This is a genomic window from Flavobacterium sp. CFS9 (assembly GCF_041154745.1).
Taxonomy (GTDB): Bacteria; Bacteroidota; Bacteroidia; order Flavobacteriales; family Flavobacteriaceae; genus Flavobacterium.
On record NZ_AP031573.1, the window covers coordinates 2,780,206 to 2,797,558 of the forward strand.

The following is a 17,353-nucleotide window of genomic DNA, read 5'->3' on the forward strand; positions in this document are numbered from 1 at the left end:
GTTATAAAACAGCAAACCCGACAGATTTTAAAAAAACTGTCGGGTTTAATTATTTTGAGGATTTAGTACTATCGCGACTCAGACTGAAAACTGCGACCGAAAACTGCGACTAAAAAAACTAAATACTACAACAACGAATGACAAGTCATCGCATTTGGCTGAGGTACCCCCATTAGTTCCAGAATAGTAGGAGCAATGTCACCCAGAACACCATCCTGAATATTTTTCAGCTCTTTATCGACTAAAATAATCGGCACCGGATTAGTGGTGTGTGCTGTATTTGGACTTCCGTCAGGGTTAATCATTGTTTCGCAATTTCCGTGATCGGCAATAACAATCGTTGTGTAATCGTTGGCAAGAGCTGCTTCTACCACTTCTTTTACGCAGGCATCTACGGCTTCACAAGCTTTAATTGCTGCACTCATGATTCCGGTATGACCTACCATGTCACCGTTGGCAAAATTAAGACAGACAAAATCTACTTCACCTTTATTCAATTCAGGAACCAAAGCGTCTTTCAGTTCATAGGCACTCATTTCTGGTTGTAAATCGTAAGTGGCAACTTTTGGGGAGTTTCTTAAAATACGCGATTCTCCTTCAAATGGAGTTTCTCTTCCTCCCGAAAAGAAAAAGGTCACGTGTGGATATTTTTCTGTTTCGGCAATACGAATTTGTTTTTTACCTGCTTTCTCCAAAACCTCACCCAGAGTTTCAGTAATATTATCTTTATTGTAAACGACTTTTACGTTTTGATACGTTTCGTCGTAGTTGGTAAGCGTTACATAATACAAGTTTAATTTGTGCATGTTTTGCTCGTGGAAGTCTTGCTGTGAAAGCGCTTCGGTAAGTTCACGGCCCCTGTCGGTTCTGAAGTTGAAAAAGATTACTACATCATCCTCAGTGATGGTTGCCAATGGTTTTTCCTGCTCGTCCACCATTACGATTGGAGCGATAAACTCATCGGTTATATCATGAGCATAACTGTCAAGAATACTTGAAACAGCATTTTTAGAAGGAGTTCCGATACCGTTTACGACTAAATCATAAGCCAGTTTTACGCGCTCCCATCGTTTGTCACGATCCATTGCGTAATAACGTCCCACGATTGAAGCAATTTTTACAGGAGTATTTTTAATGTGCTCTTCTAAATCCTGAATGTATTTTGCTCCTGATTTAGGGTCAACATCACGACCGTCTGTAAACGCATGAACAAAAACATTATCAAGTCCGTATTCCTGCGAAGCATCAATTAATCCGCGTAAGTGCGAAGTATGAGAGTGAACACCTCCGTCGGAAACCAATCCTAAAAAGTGAACTTTTTTATTGTTTTCTTTAGCATAAGTAAAAGCATCAATAAGTACCTGTTCTTTAGCAAGTGTTTTGTGCGCTACAGCTAAGTTTATTTTGGCTAAATCCTGATATACAATTCTTCCGGCACCAAGATTCATGTGACCTACTTCGCTGTTTCCCATCTGACCCTCAGGCAAACCAACGTTTAATCCGTCAGTACGAAGCTGAGCGCTTGGGTAATTTTTGTAAAGGCTGTTTATAAAAGGAACATTTGCATTGTCTATTGCAGATACTTTAGGGTCAGGAGATTTTCCCCAACCGTCTAAAATCATAAGGATTACTTTCTTGTTCATTAGTTTTCGTTTTTTACAAAGATAAGTCATTTCTAAAGTCGACAAAAAAGCGGGGTGACAATTATGTTTAATAAAATGAAGCGTAGTAAAAAATACCAATTTGGTTGCAGAACCCTAAAAATTTTAAAATTAATTCACGCTAGGCTCTCCTTCGGATCTTATTTTTGACCGCATTATAGTCTATAAAATATTTCACACTTACTGAAAAGATATGTTTTAAGGCCTGATTGTTCAGTAAATCGGTGATGTTGTGTTTAAAGTCTTTGTTGATAATGCGTTCAAAATTAACACCATTGTTGCGATACAAAATCGAAAGCTGACTGCCCGGAGCAAACCACCAGGAATACGATAGATCAGTGTTCCAGGAATAAAAGCTTGAATTTTTATTCTTGGTGTATTGTGGATAAGGTGTTAGAGTTCCGTTTTGCTGAAGTTCAAGGATATCTTTATTTTCGGCATAAGACCAATATTGTCTCACGGCCAGATTAAGTGTCATTGCACTGTTTATGGCATATTTACCGTTTAAAGTGTTCGAATAAGTAATAACATTTCGATTTGCAAAAACAATCGTTTCAGGAGTGCTGTCGTCATTATCATCGTCAAAATCGTCGATATAACCTTTGTTGTTATTTCTTCGCAGAAAGCTAAAAGTATAAGTCAGTAAAAGTTTATCGCTAAAACGGTATCGTGGTCCAACATCAACACCGTAAGCCTTTCTTCCTGCTTCGTCCGCAAAGATTATAAATGGATTTAAGTCCAAAGCAAATTTCTTGTTGTAATTAGTCGAAACACTTCCCCAGATTTCTATTTTTCTTGGAATAATAACATAGCGGTTTTCGGCTCTTGGCTCATAATAATCATGCGAATTTAGAGGGAAAAGATCAATCCCGGCACCGTAAAAATTATTTTTCAGGGTAGAAAGATTGACTTCTGTGCTAATTCGGTTATCCTGTACTTTTCCCGATTTTTTATTGAATTCAGTATACATATCATAGTCAATCCTGAAAGTATTAAAGAGCTTGGTAGGGTTGAGGATACGGTAGTTGGCATTTCCATAAAGATTGTAATAATTGGTGTAAAAATTAATCCCCATATCGTTGGGATCAAAATCTTTAGAAACAAAATCGGAACCAATACTATAGCGGTAATTTCCGCTCGTTTCGGCAAAACGAATCGTACTGAAAACACCATTTTTGTCCTCAGTATCGTTAATCAGACTGTATTTTACATTACCGGATAAGCTGTAGGTATTGGCTTTGGTTCTTAAATCCCAGGCCAGTGCCGTTACGTTGGCATCCCTGTAATGCCCGTTTCGGGTAACATTGGTGTTGATAAGAGTTACAGACGAATTTTTACGAAAGCGCTGGTCTAAAATCAATACATTATAATTCGTAAGAGGTTCAGCCACCACACGTCTTGTTTCGCCGGAAAGAGTATCTTTTATAGTAGCAAACGTTTTTTCGGTAACTGCATTCAAAATCCCAATCCCTAATCCTTTTTGGGTTCTTCCTGAAATTTTTAAAGCATTGATGAGGTTTACATTCTGAACTTCTTCAACTATTTTTTCGTTATCATTTAAAGTAAGGTCTATGGAAGGTTTACCTCCAATTCTTCTCGAATAAAACAAACCTCCCTTGTTGAACAAATCGGTTCCTTCTGTAAAAAAGGCTCTGTTTTCGTTGAATTGCTGCTCAAACGGACCTAAATTCAAAATCTGATCGTCGTATTTAGTTTGTCCAAAATCCGGAATCAAAATGGCGTCAAGCGTAAAAGCATCGTTAATTCCGTATTTAATATCCATACCTCCTTTTATAGTGGCATACGTTTTTTGACCGTCCGAAGCATTTAAATAATAAGAAGCATAAGGCATGAAAAACAATCGGGTAGGAGGTTTTATATTCACGATTCCTTCCAGATTACCATTTTGTTGTGTGAATGTACCAATTTTGGTATCGATTAAATTCCACGTATATTTTTTGCGTTCCCTCCTGATCTCTCTAAAAAAATTAATACCCCAGGTTTGTTTGTCTCCGCCTGAAAAGCGTAAAGCAGCATAGGGAATTTTCATTTCCACAACCCATCCTTTGTCATTCAATACCGCTTTACTGAGCCATACTGCATCCCAGGAATAGTCTTCACCATTTTCATCTGTCATAATGCAGTCACCCTGAACATCGGCTGCTGATACAAAAAACTGAAAATTTTGCTGGCCATCGTTAAAGCCATTGATAAAGACACCAAACATATCAGAAGTTCCGAAATTGTCACGCTGCGAAATTTCTTTTAAAATTTTGGAAGGGTCGTCATGAAGTGTTGCGGCAATATAGATTGCATCATTGTTGTATAAAACCTTAACTTCTGTTTTTTGATTGTCCGGAATAGGCTTGCCGTTATCAGGCTGGTACATTACAAAATCTGTAGCAGGCGGAACATTTTTCCATGTAGGTTCGTCCAGTTTTCCATCAATTAAAATGTTTTCCTTAGTCAGTTCAGCCTGCAGTGTTTTCTTTTGGGCATGACCCCAAAAAGTAAAGAATAACAAACCGATAAAAACTAATTTTTTCATAATATTTTAAAAAATAGAAGAATAGATATTACGCTTTGGTTAACAGACCCTGTTTTTTTTCAAATGTTACAGTTTTAGTTGAAATTAATGATTTTTCTGTCTTTTTTGCAGGAAAAGTACGAAAAAGCAATTTTTTCTTCATCATTGAGTAAACCTCCTACAAAAATATTTGTTTTTTGAACCAAATACTAATTTGTTAAGCTGATTCTGTTAAAGTTTCACCAAAAAGAGGCTGATTTTCAGCCTTAAATTTTGCCAGGTATATTTTTTTTATACTTTTGCCAAACCCAAACCTCTGTTTAACCTAAAGGAATTCAATGATTTACAAGATTTATCCATTATTGGTGTTTTTGCTGTTATCTTTTGGTAAAGATTCAAACAACACCTCCGAAGTTAAAAAAGCAGCTGTAAAAACTATTGCTAAAATAGAAACGCTTACAGTTGATTCGAAAATTGAGAGTATTTACAATACCTTGAATCCCAATCATTTTTCACTCCCTGAGCTTAGAACTTTCTCCGAAGCCTTAAAAGGATTCTACTTATTGAAAGAAAGAGGTGTAATCCAAAAAGACATTCTGACACTTATCGATTTTAGCCTGTCGTCAAACACCAAACGTTTGTGGGTAATTGATTTGGCTACCAATACTGTTTTATTTAATTCTTTAGTCGCTCATGGCAGAAATACCGGAGAAGAATTTGCGTCTAACTTTTCAAATGCCAATTCCTCTTTCAAAAGCAGTTTAGGATTTTATGCTACAGGCGAAGTATATAAAGGTAAACATGGAGTTTCTTTACGTTTAGACGGATTAGAGAACGGAGTGAATGACAATGCCCGCGAACGTGGAGTTGTTATGCATGGAGCCGATTATGTTTCGGAATCCTTTATCAGAAACAACAAACGATTAGGCAGAAGTCAGGGATGTCCGGCAATTCCAATGAAGCTTACCAATGAAATCATTGAAGTCATAAAAGATAAATCGCTTTTGTATATCTACCATCCATCAAGAAGTTTCGCGATGGAAGAGAGGCTAATTTCTTAATTTAGCATACAAATCCGAATCCAGATTATAAATATCAGTTCTGAAAATGAGCTGATTTTTTTTGCTCCATGCCGTCCAGTACCATTGGTATAAAGCATATTTTTTTGTGATTCGAACGCTGGTTGTTTTCTTAGAAGCTATAATAGTATCAATTTTATCTTTAGACCAATTTGTAGAGTCTCCCAAAATATGTTCTGCCAGCGCAAGCGGATTCTCCACACGCACACATCCTGAACTTAATGAACGGTTGTTTCGCCCAAAATTATTGCGATGGTTGGTATCATGCAGGTAAACACTATGATTGTTTGGAAACAAAATTTTCATTAATCCCAAAGCGTTATTATAACCCGGACTTTGCACATAACGGTAATTTCCCGGTTTATTTTCGTTCCAGGCAGTAGGAGAGACTACCTTTCCGGCGGTATCATAAATAGTGATGTTTTTATTGGCCAGATAATTTCGATTGCGCTTCATTGCCGGAACCACGTCTTCTTTTAAAATAGTGGGTGGTACCGTCCACGTTGGATTAAAAACCACTGTCCTTAATTTTGAAGTAATGATTGGAGTTTTTCGCTTGCTTGTTCCTACCACAACGTTACGCACCAGAGTTGTATCCTGACTTTCAACAACGTTTAATTTATAATCCGGAATGTTGATAATAAAGTAGTCTTCGGCTAAATCCGTAGTATACCATCTCCAGCGCTCTAAGTTGGCGATGATTTGATGTTTCCTTTTCTCTTTCGAATAGTTTAAGGCGCTAATCGTTCCAACTCCAATAACACCATCAGCAGCTAGGCCATGTCTTTCCTGAAATTTTTTAACCGATTCGAAAGTTTTGTGGTCGTAAATAGAAGTTAGACTGTCCTTTCCGGTCATGTCTTTCCAGTACAAGAGCCTTTTTTTGATGTTGATCAAAGCGGCATTGGTATCGTTTAAGACAATTTTATTGACAGATTCAATTTTTTCGATGTTGTCGTCCGGAAATGTATTGACAATTTCCAGTGCTTTTAATAATTGTTTGTAAGGAGATGCTTTGGATTGAATACCGTTTACAATGCTGTCCAGTTTGTTTTTATTGAAGGCTTTTATTAGTACATTGTTTACGTCAAATGTTTTTTCTTCCAAATCCCAATCAGTATATAGTTTTTTAGGATCCAGTTTTCCTTTGTAAAGATGGCTGAGGTATTTTTCAAAATTATAAGTCAGTAAAACATCGTACGTTGCCAGATCGGAATCATTTAACGAACTGATTTTACTTTCGAATTTTTTTAGTTTCGAAGCTTTGTAATCCTCAGGATCCAGACCCAATTGCTCGGCATCAGCCAATTGCGACAAAACATAAGTTCTTTTTTTCAGATTTCCCCAAACGGTCATGTTTTCTGATGAGTTGTAAAACAATTTAAGTGTTTCACTTTTAAAAGTGCCGATTAGAGCGGTATCAATTGAGACCTTTCTTTCGTCAGTAAGTATAATAGCCGGGGCAGCTTTTTTTACCGCCGGAATAACTTTTGGCGCTTCCTTTTTGCAGCTAATGAATAAACATATTATAAATAAAAAGTAAAAATTCTTCATTCAATATTCTTTTAAATATAAAATAATACGCGCTACAGTTTTTAAATTGAACTAAATAACCTGGGGATGGAAGTTTGTTCTTTTTCTAAATTACAATAGCGTTTTGGTGTTAAATCAAATTGGCTTTGTCTGTGTTGCAGTAGATTTTGCAACGTTGGATTATGGCCTTCTCAGATTCTTTACTCTTTTGAAGCTTTTCTGCAAAGATTTTCCGGATTTAAATTTGATTTTCCCCGCAAATATAGGTCTGATTTTTTCAAAAAATGAAATAATTCTTATTAATTTTTTATTATGAAAGAATCGATGCAGATTTAATCCGTTTTAATATCTATTGGTGCAGATCCGTATTTATAACACAGACATTTCATCTCATTTAAACACATCTCCAAAATGTATTTTTTTTAGATATTCTTTTCTCATCTCACATCTCATATCCTCACTATGTATTATGAAACAAACACTGTTCACTGATATCCTTTTTGAAGCTTCTCCTTCAAAGATACGATTTTCGGCTGATTTTTCTTTTCAAAGCAGGGATAGATGATCGCGATAAATTCCTTTTGATGTAGTTTCTTTCATACGAACTCTATTTTATGAGAAATAATTGATTTTATAACTTTTTAATTTTAAATCAGTTATCTTAAAATGTGATTTTTTATTAATTTTTTTGAAGAAAAATTTAGATTTAACTGAACTTATGCCTTATATTTGCACCACCAATGCGAAAGTAGCTCAGTTGGTAGAGCTCCAGCCTTCCAAGCTGGTTGTCGCGAGTTCGAGCCTCGTCTTTCGCTCTAAAAAAACTGAGATTTAATCGTTTCGGTCTTTTTAACAAAAATAAAAAATTATTGAATTTTGTTTTTTTAATGATTTAATTTTTTATATTTGCACCCTGTTAATGCGAAAGTAGCTCAGTTGGTAGAGCTCCAGCCTTCCAAGCTGGTTGTCGCGAGTTCGAGCCTCGTCTTTCGCTCTAAAAAAACTGAGATTTAATCGTTTCGGTTTTTTAAACAAAAATAAAAAATTATAGAATTTAGTTTTTTATATTTGACCATATTAATGCGAAAGTAGCTCAGTTGGTAGAGCTCCAGCCTTCCAAGCTGGTTGTCGCGAGTTCGAGCCTCGTCTTTCGCTCTTTAAAAAATCCTCAAACATTTGTTTGGGGATTTTTTTGTTTTGGATTAAAAGGGTGTTGTTTAGGATTGATACAAAAAAAAATGAAGTTTGAGATTTACTCTGAAAGAGCTTTGGTATTAGCATGGTGCGCAGCACCATGTACTATGATGATAGTTATGAGTTGTGCCCTGAAAGGGTAAAAGCCTGATCGGGCAGACAGGAATCCAGAATGTTTTTTGTGAGATTCTCTAAGAAATGTGATTTTTTTTTGATCGGGATTTGTAACCGCGAAAAAAAAGCTTCTTTAGGGTTTTTAGCCCTTTTCTTCTTGATTCTTCAAAAAAAATCCAAATTCCAATTTGGCTAATAAAATGGAATTTGGAATGTGTGATTTGAAATTTTAAAAATTGTATTTTATTTCAGATTGCTCAGATCGCTGCCTGTTTCCAGTTCTGTCGGAGTTTCGTTTTGCAGAAACAAACGAGCCTGCAAATTTCCTTTCAAAGTAATTTTGTTGCCTTTTACTTCCAGCCAGCTGCCTTCTCTTAAGCCTAAAACCGGGATTGCATTGAATGCATGGAATTCTTTGATTCTGGTTTCCCTTGTTTCGCCCATATGTTTAGATTGTAAGTCTGGATCTAAATAATGCGGGTTCAGGTTAAAAGGAATCAGCCCTAAGGTTTGGAAACTTGGAGGATAAATAATCGGCATATCATTAGTCGTTTGCATCGAAAGGCCGCAAATGTTACTTCCGGCACTTGTTCCTAAATAAGGAGTTCCGTTTTTTACCGTCTCAGAAAGAAGCTGCATGATATTGTGTTTGTAAAGCTGTGTCACTAATAAAAAGGTATTTCCACCACCTGTAAATATTCCTTCTGCATTTTTTATGGCGTCGGCTGCATTTTCAAATTCATGAATTCCTTTGACAGAAATACCGATCGAAGCAAAAGCTTCAGAAACCTTTGCTGTATAGTCGTCGTGTGAAATACCTCCGGGTCTGGCAAACGGAATAAATAAAATGCTTTTACAATTTTTAAAATGATATTGTAAAGTAGGGAGTAGATACTCTAAATAGCTGCCTTCGTGAAGAGTAGAAGTGCTGGCGATGATAATGCTTTTCATAATGGTTTAAACTCAGATTGAATCGGTTAAAGGTATTAAAAAACTCTCTTTGGAATGCTTTCTTATGGGGTTTAATTAACATATTTTTACCAACTCCTTAGTATTAAATTTGGAGAACATTAAGATATTTTTACAGCTTTAAGGAAATCTTTAAAATTTTGTCGCCATGCACAGGTTCGTATGTTTTCTGATTCTTGTTTTAGGGCCGACCGGATGGTCTCAGGCTCAGGACAAGACTGTTTTAAACGGACGAATAGCTGCAAATATTGCTGATTTGGAAGGGGTGTATGTAATCAATGCCCGAACAGAGGTGATGACCACAACAGCTTCTTCAGGAGCATTTTCAATCGCTGCTAAAGTGGGTGATGAGCTTGTTTTTTCTTCGATACAATTCAAAGAAAACAGAGTGGTGTTAACAGCAGAAAATTTCTCAGATATCAACTTTACCGTAAAACTTAATGTGGTCATGCATCAGTTGCAGGAAGTTATTGTGAAAAATTACAATAATGTAAATGCTGTTTCTTTGGGGATTATACCGAGCGGGCAAAAAACATACACAGAAGCTGAACGGAAATTGCGAACCGCGACAGATCTAAATGCAAAGGCAAATGGTGGAGGTATGGTTGGTGGTTCTGTTTCTGCAGATCCGATGCTGAATTTTTTTTCAGGACGCACGGCTATGCTTAAAAAAGAGGCAGTGGTAGAGAAAAAAGAAGCTTTTATGAAGCTGTTGGAAAAAATGTTTACACTCGAGCATTTTGTAGATCATTTGAAAATTCCTTTAGAATATGTAAAAGGATTCGAGTATTACGTCGTAGATAATGATAGATTTACAGTGATTCTAAACTCTAAAAATAAGACTTCTACAGAATTTTTGTTAGCAGAATTAGCGGTTAAGTATAAAGAAATAATTGCAAGTGAAAATAAATAAAATCATATATGTGAGCCTTTTGATACTGTTCGTTCAGTTGGGTTTTGGACAAAATAAGGTTGCGAAAGAAATTTCGGGACAGATTTTCGAGCAGTCTACTTCAGTTGAGTCTGTGAATATCATTAATAATACGACTCAGGTAACGGCTGTTTCAGATGCAAACGGAGGATTTTCGATTGTAGCAAAAGAAGGAGATGTTTTGGTCTTTTCTGCAGTAAATCTGGAAGGGTATAAAAGACGAATCACAGCCGAAGATATGAATGGAGGTCTACTTAAGATTAAAATGACAGCCAAAGAAGTCGAGTTGAAAGAGGTAGTGGTGAATGAAAATGCGAATATAACAGCTGAAAATTTAGGGATCATTCCGTACGGACAGAAAAAATATACTCCCGCAGAGCGAAAGGTTTATACGGCGACTTCGACCTCTGTAGACAAGCTCCTTAATAAAATTTCCGGAAGAACAGCCATGCTTAAAAAAGAGGTTAATGTAGAGAAGAAAGAGGCGCTCTTTAGAAAAATGGAATATCTTTTCGAGGAAAATTATTATACAGAAAGATTACGAATACCGGTAGCAGATATTAAAGGATTTCAGTTATATTGTGTGGATGATGCTGATTTTGCCGTATCTTTGAATACTAAAAACAAAACAATGAGTATGTTTTTGTTAACCGATCTAGCCAGAAAATATCTAATAATTCTCGAAAATGAAAAATAGCCTAACCTTATTGCTTATAAGCCTGATTTGTCAAATTACACTAGGACAAAATTCAAGAAAACCCATCCGCGGACAAGTTACCAATAAATCGCTCGCCGTTGAAAGTGGTTTTGTGATGAATGTAAATGCCAATGTGAGAACCTTTATTGGTTCAGGCGGATTGTTTGATATCATGGCAAAACCTAAGGATACCTTGTTGTTTACAGGATTGGCGTTTCAGTCCAAAAAAATTGTGCTGACAGAAAAAGACTGTGCCGGAGTTCTGCTTTCGGTGCCATTAGATCTAATAAGCAATGAGCTGAAAGAAGTTTTGGTGCATAAAGATCTAAAAGTAAAATCGCTTGGCGGAGGTTCACAGCAATATGTCGACATGCAGTTTGAAGATGATAAGCAGTCTACAGCTAAAAATATTACAATGTACTCTGATCAGACGATTAAATATGGTATGAACTTTGTCAGAATTTTCAAAGATGTTAAAAAGCTGCTTTCTAAAGATGATGATGATAAAGAAGAAGTCATTACGGATCTTGCTTTTATTGAATATTCCAGAGCCAATTTCAAGCCTAATTTCTTTACCGGTACTTTGGGTTTAAAAGAAGATGATATAGAATTGTTCTTATTGTATTGTTCTAATGATCCGGAATCCAGAAAACATTTGGGTCCAGACCAGAAATTTGAATTGATTGATTTCCTGGTTAATAAAAACAAGGAGTTTAAAAAAGTGAAAGTTTCTCAGTAATGAAAAATAAAGTAATCTATCCTTTAATAGGAATATTGTTTTTATCGCTTTCTGCTTTCGCATTCCACAAGTTTTATGTGGGTGTTTTTCAGGTCAATTATGCCGCCGAAAAAAAGATGATTCAGATTACTTCCCGCATTTTTATTGATGATCTTAATAATGGTATGGAGAAAAAATACCATAAGAAAACATTCGTAGGAACCGATAAAGAAACCGAAGCAGATGTAGAGCTGCTAAAAAAATACCTTGCAGAAAACTTTATCATTAAAATAAATGGCCAGTCAAAACCCATCACTTTTTTATCTAAAGAGATAGAAGCCGGAGACGTTTTGGTTTGTTATTCCCGAATAAAAGACATCGATAAGTTTAAAGCTATTGAGATTTCTAACACTATTTTAGTAGACTGGAATTCTGAACAGCAGAACATTACACATATTACCGCGTTTGGAAGTAAGAAAAGTGTTCTCTTTACCGAGTCGACCAGGAAAGAATTGTTAAAGTACTAAAGAATCGATAAAATTATTGATTTAATTGTTATTTTCACACCCTGACAAAATTACCATTACTATTTTATGAAAAAACTTTCATTATTGTTGATTTTTCCTGCAATGCTTATCGCTCAGGAAAAAACAGTTGCTCCAAAGCAGCAAGGGAAGTACGATACAAACAAATTCAGCCAGATGTATGACCTGTTGGCGACTCCAAATATGTTTCGTACCGCTTCGGGAGCACCGGGTCCTGCTTACTACCAACAACAGGCCGATTATAAAATCGATATTGAATTAGACGATAAAAAATCAAGAATAGACGGTTCTGAAGTGATAACCTATACCAATAATTCTCCTGATGTTCTGGAGTATTTATGGATACAGTTAGATCAGAATCAGGCGAGAGCCAAAACACAGACTTCTTTGGCGGAAAGCGAAAAAATAAGCCCAGTTTTGCCTTTAGATGGTTTCTCAAGTAAATATCTAAAAAAAGATTTAGAGCGCGGTTTTAATATTGAACAGGTAAAAGATATAAAAGGAAACCCAATGTCCTATATTATCAATGAAACCATGATGCGTATTAATTTGGCAGCACCATTAAAGCCGGGTGAAAAAATTTCATTGACCATCAAATGGTGGTACAATGTTAACAACTACAGAAAAGAAGGCGGCGGACGTTCCGGTTATGAATCATTCGATAAAGACGGAAATAAATTATACGTAATTGCTCAGTTTTACCCAAGAATGGCCGTTTACAATGATGTGGAAGGCTGGCAGAATATGCAGTTCTGGGGAAGTGGGGAGTTTGCATTGCCTTTCGGTAATTTTGATGTAAACATTACAGTTCCTGCAGATCACATCATTGATGCTACAGGAGAATTAACCAACAGAGCAGAAGTTTTTACACCAGAGCAGGTAAAACGTTACGAGCAGGCTCAGAAATCATTTGACAAACCAGTTGTAATCGTAACTCAGGCTGAGGCAGAAGCAGCAGAAAAAGGGTTTTCGGAAAAGAAGAAAACCTGGAGATTCAGTGCCAAAAATGTACGTGATTTCGGAATTGCTTCTTCAAGAAAATTCATTTACGATGCGATGGCTGTAAAGATAGGAAACAGAGTAGTAATGGCTGAATCTGTTTATCCGAAAGAATCAAATCCGCTATGGGGAGAAACTTCCACAATGGTGGTAGCGCATACTTTAAAAAGCTATTCAGCACATACTTTTGATTACCCTTATCCAAAAGCAGTATCGGTTTCAGCCGAAGATCAGGGGATGGAATATCCAATGATTTGCTGGAATTATGGTCGTCCGGATGAAAATGGGGTGACCAGCAAAGAGGTTAAAAACGGAATGATCGGTGTGGTAATTCACGAAGTGGGGCATACCTTTTTTCCAATGATTGTAAACTCAGACGAACGTCAATGGAGCTGGATGGACGAAGGTTTGAACTCTTTTTTACAATATATGGCAGAGCAGGAACTGGATTCGAACTTTCCTTCAAGACGCGGACCTGCGAAAAATATCGTTCCCTATATGAGTGGAGATCAGAAGTTTTTAGAGCCAATTATGTCCAATTCTGAAACCATTCATCAGTTTGGAAATAACGCGTATGGAAAACCGGCTACGGGTCTTAATATTTTAAGAGAAGTGGTAATGGGAAAAGAACTGTTTGACTATGCTTTTAAAACCTATGCCAACAGATGGAAATTCAAACATCCAACCCCAGAGGATTTCTTTAGAACGATGGAAGATGCTTCGGCAGTTGATTTAGACTGGTTTTTCAGAGGATGGTTTTATTCTACAGATTTTGTAGATATCGGAATTAAAGACGTAAAGCAATATTATGTTTCTGAAACTCCTACCGCTGATATCAAAGATATTAAAGTGAAAAAAGGACGTTTTGGAGTTGAAAAGGGACCTTTTGTATATTTAGTTGCTGGGGATAATGCCGAAGTAAGTGCTTCGACTAAGAAACCATTAAAGGTTGAAGATGTAAAACTATTGTCAGATTATGTGAGTCAAACCTTTACAGCAGAAGAAAAAGCAAGTCTGAAATCACCTAAATATTTCTATGAAGTAGAGTTTAGCAAACCTGGAGGAATGATTATGCCAATTTTGGTTGAGATTACTTACGAAGACGGAACAAAGGAGGATTACAAGTATCCGGCTCAAATCTGGAGAAAGAATAACGACACCGCTAAGAAAGTGTATGCAACCGAAAAAGCGATCAAGAGCATTCAGATAGATCCGAAATTAATGACTGCCGATATTGATGTAACCAACAATAGCTGGCCGAAAGTAGAAGAAAAATCAAAATTTGATTAACAAATAAACCTGAAAACAGGGCTGTTTCATTTTTGAGACGGCCCTGTTTTTTTTATAATTTGAAATCTACGTAAAAAGTTATTTTCTTTTCTGAAATTGCTCCAGCGGAGCAAAATGTTTATAGCAAATACAATTTACCAGTTTTAAGAAGCTCCGGAGGAGCGTAATTCTTTTGAGGAGCCCTTTTTTTAAGTAAATTTTAAAACCGTCCGTTGTAAAATTTAATATCTTTGTCAGCACAAAAATAAAAGATATGTTTGGTATAGGAGGAGGAGAATTAGTTTTTATACTGTTTATAGTACTAATGCTTTTTGGTTCAGATAAAGTGCCTGAAATTGCCCGTACAATGGGTAAGGCTATGGCGCAGTTAAAAAATGCTACTAACGATATTAAAAGTGAAATTCAAAAAGGAGCTGAGGCCAATGGTCTTGATTCAAAATCACTTACGGATATAACGGGTAACATCAATGCACAAATTAATGACGCCAAAAGTAATATAATGGGAGACTCTGCTAATTTATTGGGAGATACTGCTACAGAAATAGACAAAGTAAAAGAAGACATCGATTCAATCTCAGGACCTGTAAAACGCCAAAGATAATATGCTTGAAAAAATACAAAAATTAGACACCGAATTATTGGTGTATCTTAACGGTTTAGGTTCTGAAACATACGATAAATTTTGGCTGATTATTACCAGTCAGTTAAATTGGACGCCGCTTTTTCTGTTGTTTTTTTATTTGATGTATAAAAAGATAGGGGGAAAACAAACTTTGTATGTGATACTTTTTATTGCCGTACTAATCGCTTTTACAGATCAGGTTACTAATTTGATAAAGTATACCGTTCAACGACTACGACCATGTAATAATCCTGAAATCAATACCATTATTCGTGTGGTACAAGTCAGACAATCATTTAGCTTTTTTTCCGGACATGCAGCAAACACTATGGCGGTAGCAACCTTTTTATATTTCGTTTTAAGACATCGTATTAAGTTTTTAGGATTTATATTCCTATGGCCTTTAATCTTCGCTTATAGCCGAATTTATTTAGGATTGCATTATCCGGGAGATATCTTAACCGGTTATTTCGCTGGAGCGCTTTTCGGATCATTACTTTATCTGGTATATCGCAGGTTAAAACCACAATACTTTCCGGGATAGTTTTTTTGGTAAGTTCTGAGGGGTTAAGATACTAAGGTTCTAAGTTTTTTTGTTAGAGAAAACTTAGAACCTTATTTGTTTAGTTTTTAATTGTTTAGTTGAATTGTCTCTCGCTTTTGCTGGAGAACTATTATTTTAAGAAATGCAAAGATACTTTAGCCAAAATATCTTGCGGTTTAATTTGGTTAAAGCCTTTTTTCAATGTTATCCTTCAGCTCAATTCAATCAACCAAAAAAACTTAGCACCTTAGCACCTCAGAACCTTTCTCAAAGCACCCCAAAAGAACTTTTCCACTCCGCAAAACATTATCCAATAAAATAATACCGCCTTTATTCATTTTTAGAACAATCATTTCCTAATAATTGATTGTAGTTTTCTTTGTCGGCATCAATGAAAACCAACTAATTCTTCTTTGATGTCAATAGTATGAAGTTGTCCCTTTTCCTGCATTCCTTCACATAAACACAGAGCAGTATAATCGGTATAAGTGCCAATTTCATAAGCATTTAGTAGAAAATTATTTTATGCAATATTTTTTGACAGGATTTTGAAAATACAGACTCGGCATTTGTAGGGGAAAAGGCTTTTTTGAAGAACTTCTTGATAAATATATGGTAGAGAGAGGGTAATAGGCCAGATGATGAGGCAAAATTACCTGTTATTTGATCAAAAGGATAATGATTGAAAATAGTGGAATTGTTGTGTAACAAGTTGATTTAGTGTTGAATGTTTTTTTTGTGATACTGTTTTAGGTGTGGTTATAATTTACAAGATAAAAACTAGTATGCTGTAAGTTAATTTTTGTTAATTTTAATAAAAATATAAGTTAAAGATTGTTTAACGAATAAAACGATAGACAATTTATAGAAAGATGTTTAATTAAAATTAAGATGATTATGAAAAATGTAAATTATGTATTAGGAAATTGTAAAAAACTGTCAGGGATCAAATTTATTCTTTTTGCAGCAGTACTATTATCTACAACTTTGAGCTATAGTCAAAGCTATACGGAATTGTTTACAGATGCTAAAGATGATTACACAAGGGCAAATAATTGGGTTTTCTCAATTGATGATGATGTTAGTGATCAAGATGGCCCGGGAGCTTTTAGCTGGTTTGCAAATGGAGGTCGTGATATCAATGATTTAATGATGAGTCTTAGTAAAAGAAATACAATCAATGATGAAGATTACAGAAAAACATATGAACTAAAAATAGATGGATATCTAACAGTAAAGAATAAAAATAGCAGATGGGCAGATTGGGATAATTTGACGATGTATGTAGATGGTGTTGCATCGCACATAAAAAGTAGTGGTGACGAAGATGGTTTATTTATTTCCTCCAATACGGGCAATAAAATATCTCTGGGAGATGGAAATGATGAGGTGGCAATTAATTCTAAGAAGCTCATTCTGGATTACGGCGGAACTAATGATTTGGCACAGGTTGCCATAAATGCTGGTAATCCGGTAAATGGAGCCGCTTTAACAGTAGGGGGAATGACTTACATTGGCAACTCCAAAAGTATTGAATCTAACCCCGGAATATCAAATGATCTTAAAGAGGATTGCTCTTTGTTTGTCGAAAAACAAATTTTGGCATCAGATTTAAATATTATTCCTAAACAATATTGGATGGACTCTGTTTTTGAAAGTGATTATAAGAAAATGGATTTAGATACTTTGGAGGGTTATGTTAAAGAGAACAAACACCTTCCCGGGATAGTTTCGGAAAAAGAGGTAAAGGAAAAAGGATATAAAATACATGCTTTTAATACAGGTCTTCTGCAAAATGTTGAAGAACTGCTACTTCATATCATTGACCAAAATAAAAAAAATGAAGCATTGAGTAAAAAAATTGAAGTATTGACTAGAAAGATAGAAGTCTTGGAAAGCCAGAGTAGTCAGCATAAATAATATACATTTT

13 protein-coding genes, 3 tRNA genes and 1 pseudogene are annotated in these 17,353 nt (G+C 35.7%); 12 read left to right on the top strand and 5 right to left on the bottom strand.

The features are described from left to right. Nucleotides 1–125 precede the first annotated feature (125 nt). Together gpmI and ACAM30_RS12015 are read right to left on the bottom strand one after the other, a co-directional pair. The gene (gene gpmI, locus ACAM30_RS12010; protein WP_369614882.1) at nucleotides 126–1,643 is read right to left on the bottom strand and encodes a 2,3-bisphosphoglycerate-independent phosphoglycerate mutase; all 1,518 of its coding nucleotides are present in this window, start codon (nucleotides 1,641–1,643) and stop codon (nucleotides 126–128) included. 139 nt (nucleotides 1,644–1,782) lie between these two features. Further along, the gene (locus tag ACAM30_RS12015) at nucleotides 1,783–4,209 is read right to left on the bottom strand and encodes a DUF5916 domain-containing protein (RefSeq protein WP_369614883.1); all 2,427 of its coding nucleotides are present in this window, start codon (nucleotides 4,207–4,209) and stop codon (nucleotides 1,783–1,785) included. A 317-nt stretch (nucleotides 4,210–4,526) separates the two neighbouring features. Here ACAM30_RS12015 and ACAM30_RS12020 point away from each other — a divergent pair, with 317 nt between their 5' ends. Beyond that, nucleotides 4,527–5,249: a murein L,D-transpeptidase catalytic domain family protein gene (locus tag ACAM30_RS12020; protein WP_369614884.1), complete on the top strand. Its 723-nt coding sequence runs from the start codon at nucleotides 4,527–4,529 to the stop codon at nucleotides 5,247–5,249. Here ACAM30_RS12020 and ACAM30_RS12025 read toward each other — a convergent pair. Further along, complete coding sequence (locus tag ACAM30_RS12025) at nucleotides 5,238–6,821, bottom strand: murein L,D-transpeptidase (RefSeq protein WP_369614885.1); 1,584 nt, start codon at nucleotides 6,819–6,821, stop codon at nucleotides 5,238–5,240. The two genes, ACAM30_RS12020 and ACAM30_RS12025, sit on opposite strands and share 12 nt — an antisense overlap. Nucleotides 6,822–7,542: 721 nt before the next feature. On the opposite strand from ACAM30_RS12025, the gene ACAM30_RS12030 reads away from it, so the two are divergent. From ACAM30_RS12030 to ACAM30_RS12040, 3 genes are all read left to right on the top strand, one after another. Further along, nucleotides 7,543–7,615: transfer RNA gene (locus tag ACAM30_RS12030), tRNA-Gly, on the top strand. 106 nt (nucleotides 7,616–7,721) lie between these two features. After that, a tRNA-Gly gene (locus ACAM30_RS12035) sits at nucleotides 7,722–7,794 on the top strand. An 88-nt stretch (nucleotides 7,795–7,882) separates the two neighbouring features. Further along, nucleotides 7,883–7,955: transfer RNA gene (locus tag ACAM30_RS12040), tRNA-Gly, on the top strand. A gap of 396 nt (nucleotides 7,956–8,351) precedes the next feature. Here ACAM30_RS12040 and pepE read toward each other — a convergent pair. Further along, complete coding sequence (gene pepE, locus ACAM30_RS12045) at nucleotides 8,352–9,059, bottom strand: dipeptidase PepE (protein WP_369614886.1); 708 nt, start codon at nucleotides 9,057–9,059, stop codon at nucleotides 8,352–8,354. Between the two features lie 166 nt (nucleotides 9,060–9,225). Here pepE and ACAM30_RS12050 point away from each other — a divergent pair, with 166 nt between their 5' ends. From ACAM30_RS12050 to ACAM30_RS12080, 7 genes are all read left to right on the top strand, one after another. Then, nucleotides 9,226–9,990, top strand: coding sequence for a hypothetical protein (locus ACAM30_RS12050; protein WP_369614887.1), 765 nt, complete (start codon nucleotides 9,226–9,228; stop codon nucleotides 9,988–9,990). Further along, the gene (locus tag ACAM30_RS12055) at nucleotides 9,977–10,705 is read left to right on the top strand and encodes a carboxypeptidase-like regulatory domain-containing protein (protein WP_369614888.1); all 729 of its coding nucleotides are present in this window, start codon (nucleotides 9,977–9,979) and stop codon (nucleotides 10,703–10,705) included. Before ACAM30_RS12050 ends, ACAM30_RS12055 begins: the two co-directional genes overlap by 14 nt. Beyond that, a complete protein-coding gene (locus ACAM30_RS12060) occupies nucleotides 10,695–11,444 on the top strand; it encodes a hypothetical protein (RefSeq protein ID WP_369614889.1) in 750 nt (249 codons plus the stop codon). Before ACAM30_RS12055 ends, ACAM30_RS12060 begins: the two co-directional genes overlap by 11 nt. Further along, the gene (locus ACAM30_RS12065; RefSeq protein ID WP_369614890.1) at nucleotides 11,444–11,950 is read left to right on the top strand and encodes a DUF6702 family protein; all 507 of its coding nucleotides are present in this window, start codon (nucleotides 11,444–11,446) and stop codon (nucleotides 11,948–11,950) included. The genes ACAM30_RS12060 and ACAM30_RS12065 overlap by 1 nt, the downstream gene beginning before the upstream one ends. Nucleotides 11,951–12,016: 66 nt before the next feature. After that, entirely contained in the window at nucleotides 12,017–14,257 is a 2,241-nt protein-coding gene (locus ACAM30_RS12070; protein ID WP_369614891.1) for a M1 family metallopeptidase, read from the top strand. A 253-nt stretch (nucleotides 14,258–14,510) separates the two neighbouring features. Beyond that, nucleotides 14,511–14,858, top strand: coding sequence for a twin-arginine translocase TatA/TatE family subunit (locus tag ACAM30_RS12075; RefSeq protein ID WP_369614892.1), 348 nt, complete (start codon nucleotides 14,511–14,513; stop codon nucleotides 14,856–14,858). 1 nt (nucleotide 14,859) lies between these two features. After that, complete coding sequence (locus ACAM30_RS12080) at nucleotides 14,860–15,423, top strand: phosphatase PAP2 family protein (protein WP_369614893.1); 564 nt, start codon at nucleotides 14,860–14,862, stop codon at nucleotides 15,421–15,423. 281 nt (nucleotides 15,424–15,704) lie between these two features. Here the strand turns inward: ACAM30_RS12080 and ACAM30_RS12085 are convergent. Next, nucleotides 15,705–15,922 (bottom strand): annotated as a pseudogene (locus ACAM30_RS12085) (O-methyltransferase); the annotation flags it as partial. A gap of 398 nt (nucleotides 15,923–16,320) precedes the next feature. Here ACAM30_RS12085 and ACAM30_RS12090 point away from each other — a divergent pair. Next, nucleotides 16,321–17,343: a hypothetical protein gene (locus ACAM30_RS12090; protein WP_369614894.1), complete on the top strand. Its 1,023-nt coding sequence runs from the start codon at nucleotides 16,321–16,323 to the stop codon at nucleotides 17,341–17,343. Nucleotides 17,344–17,353: the final 10 nt, after the last annotated feature.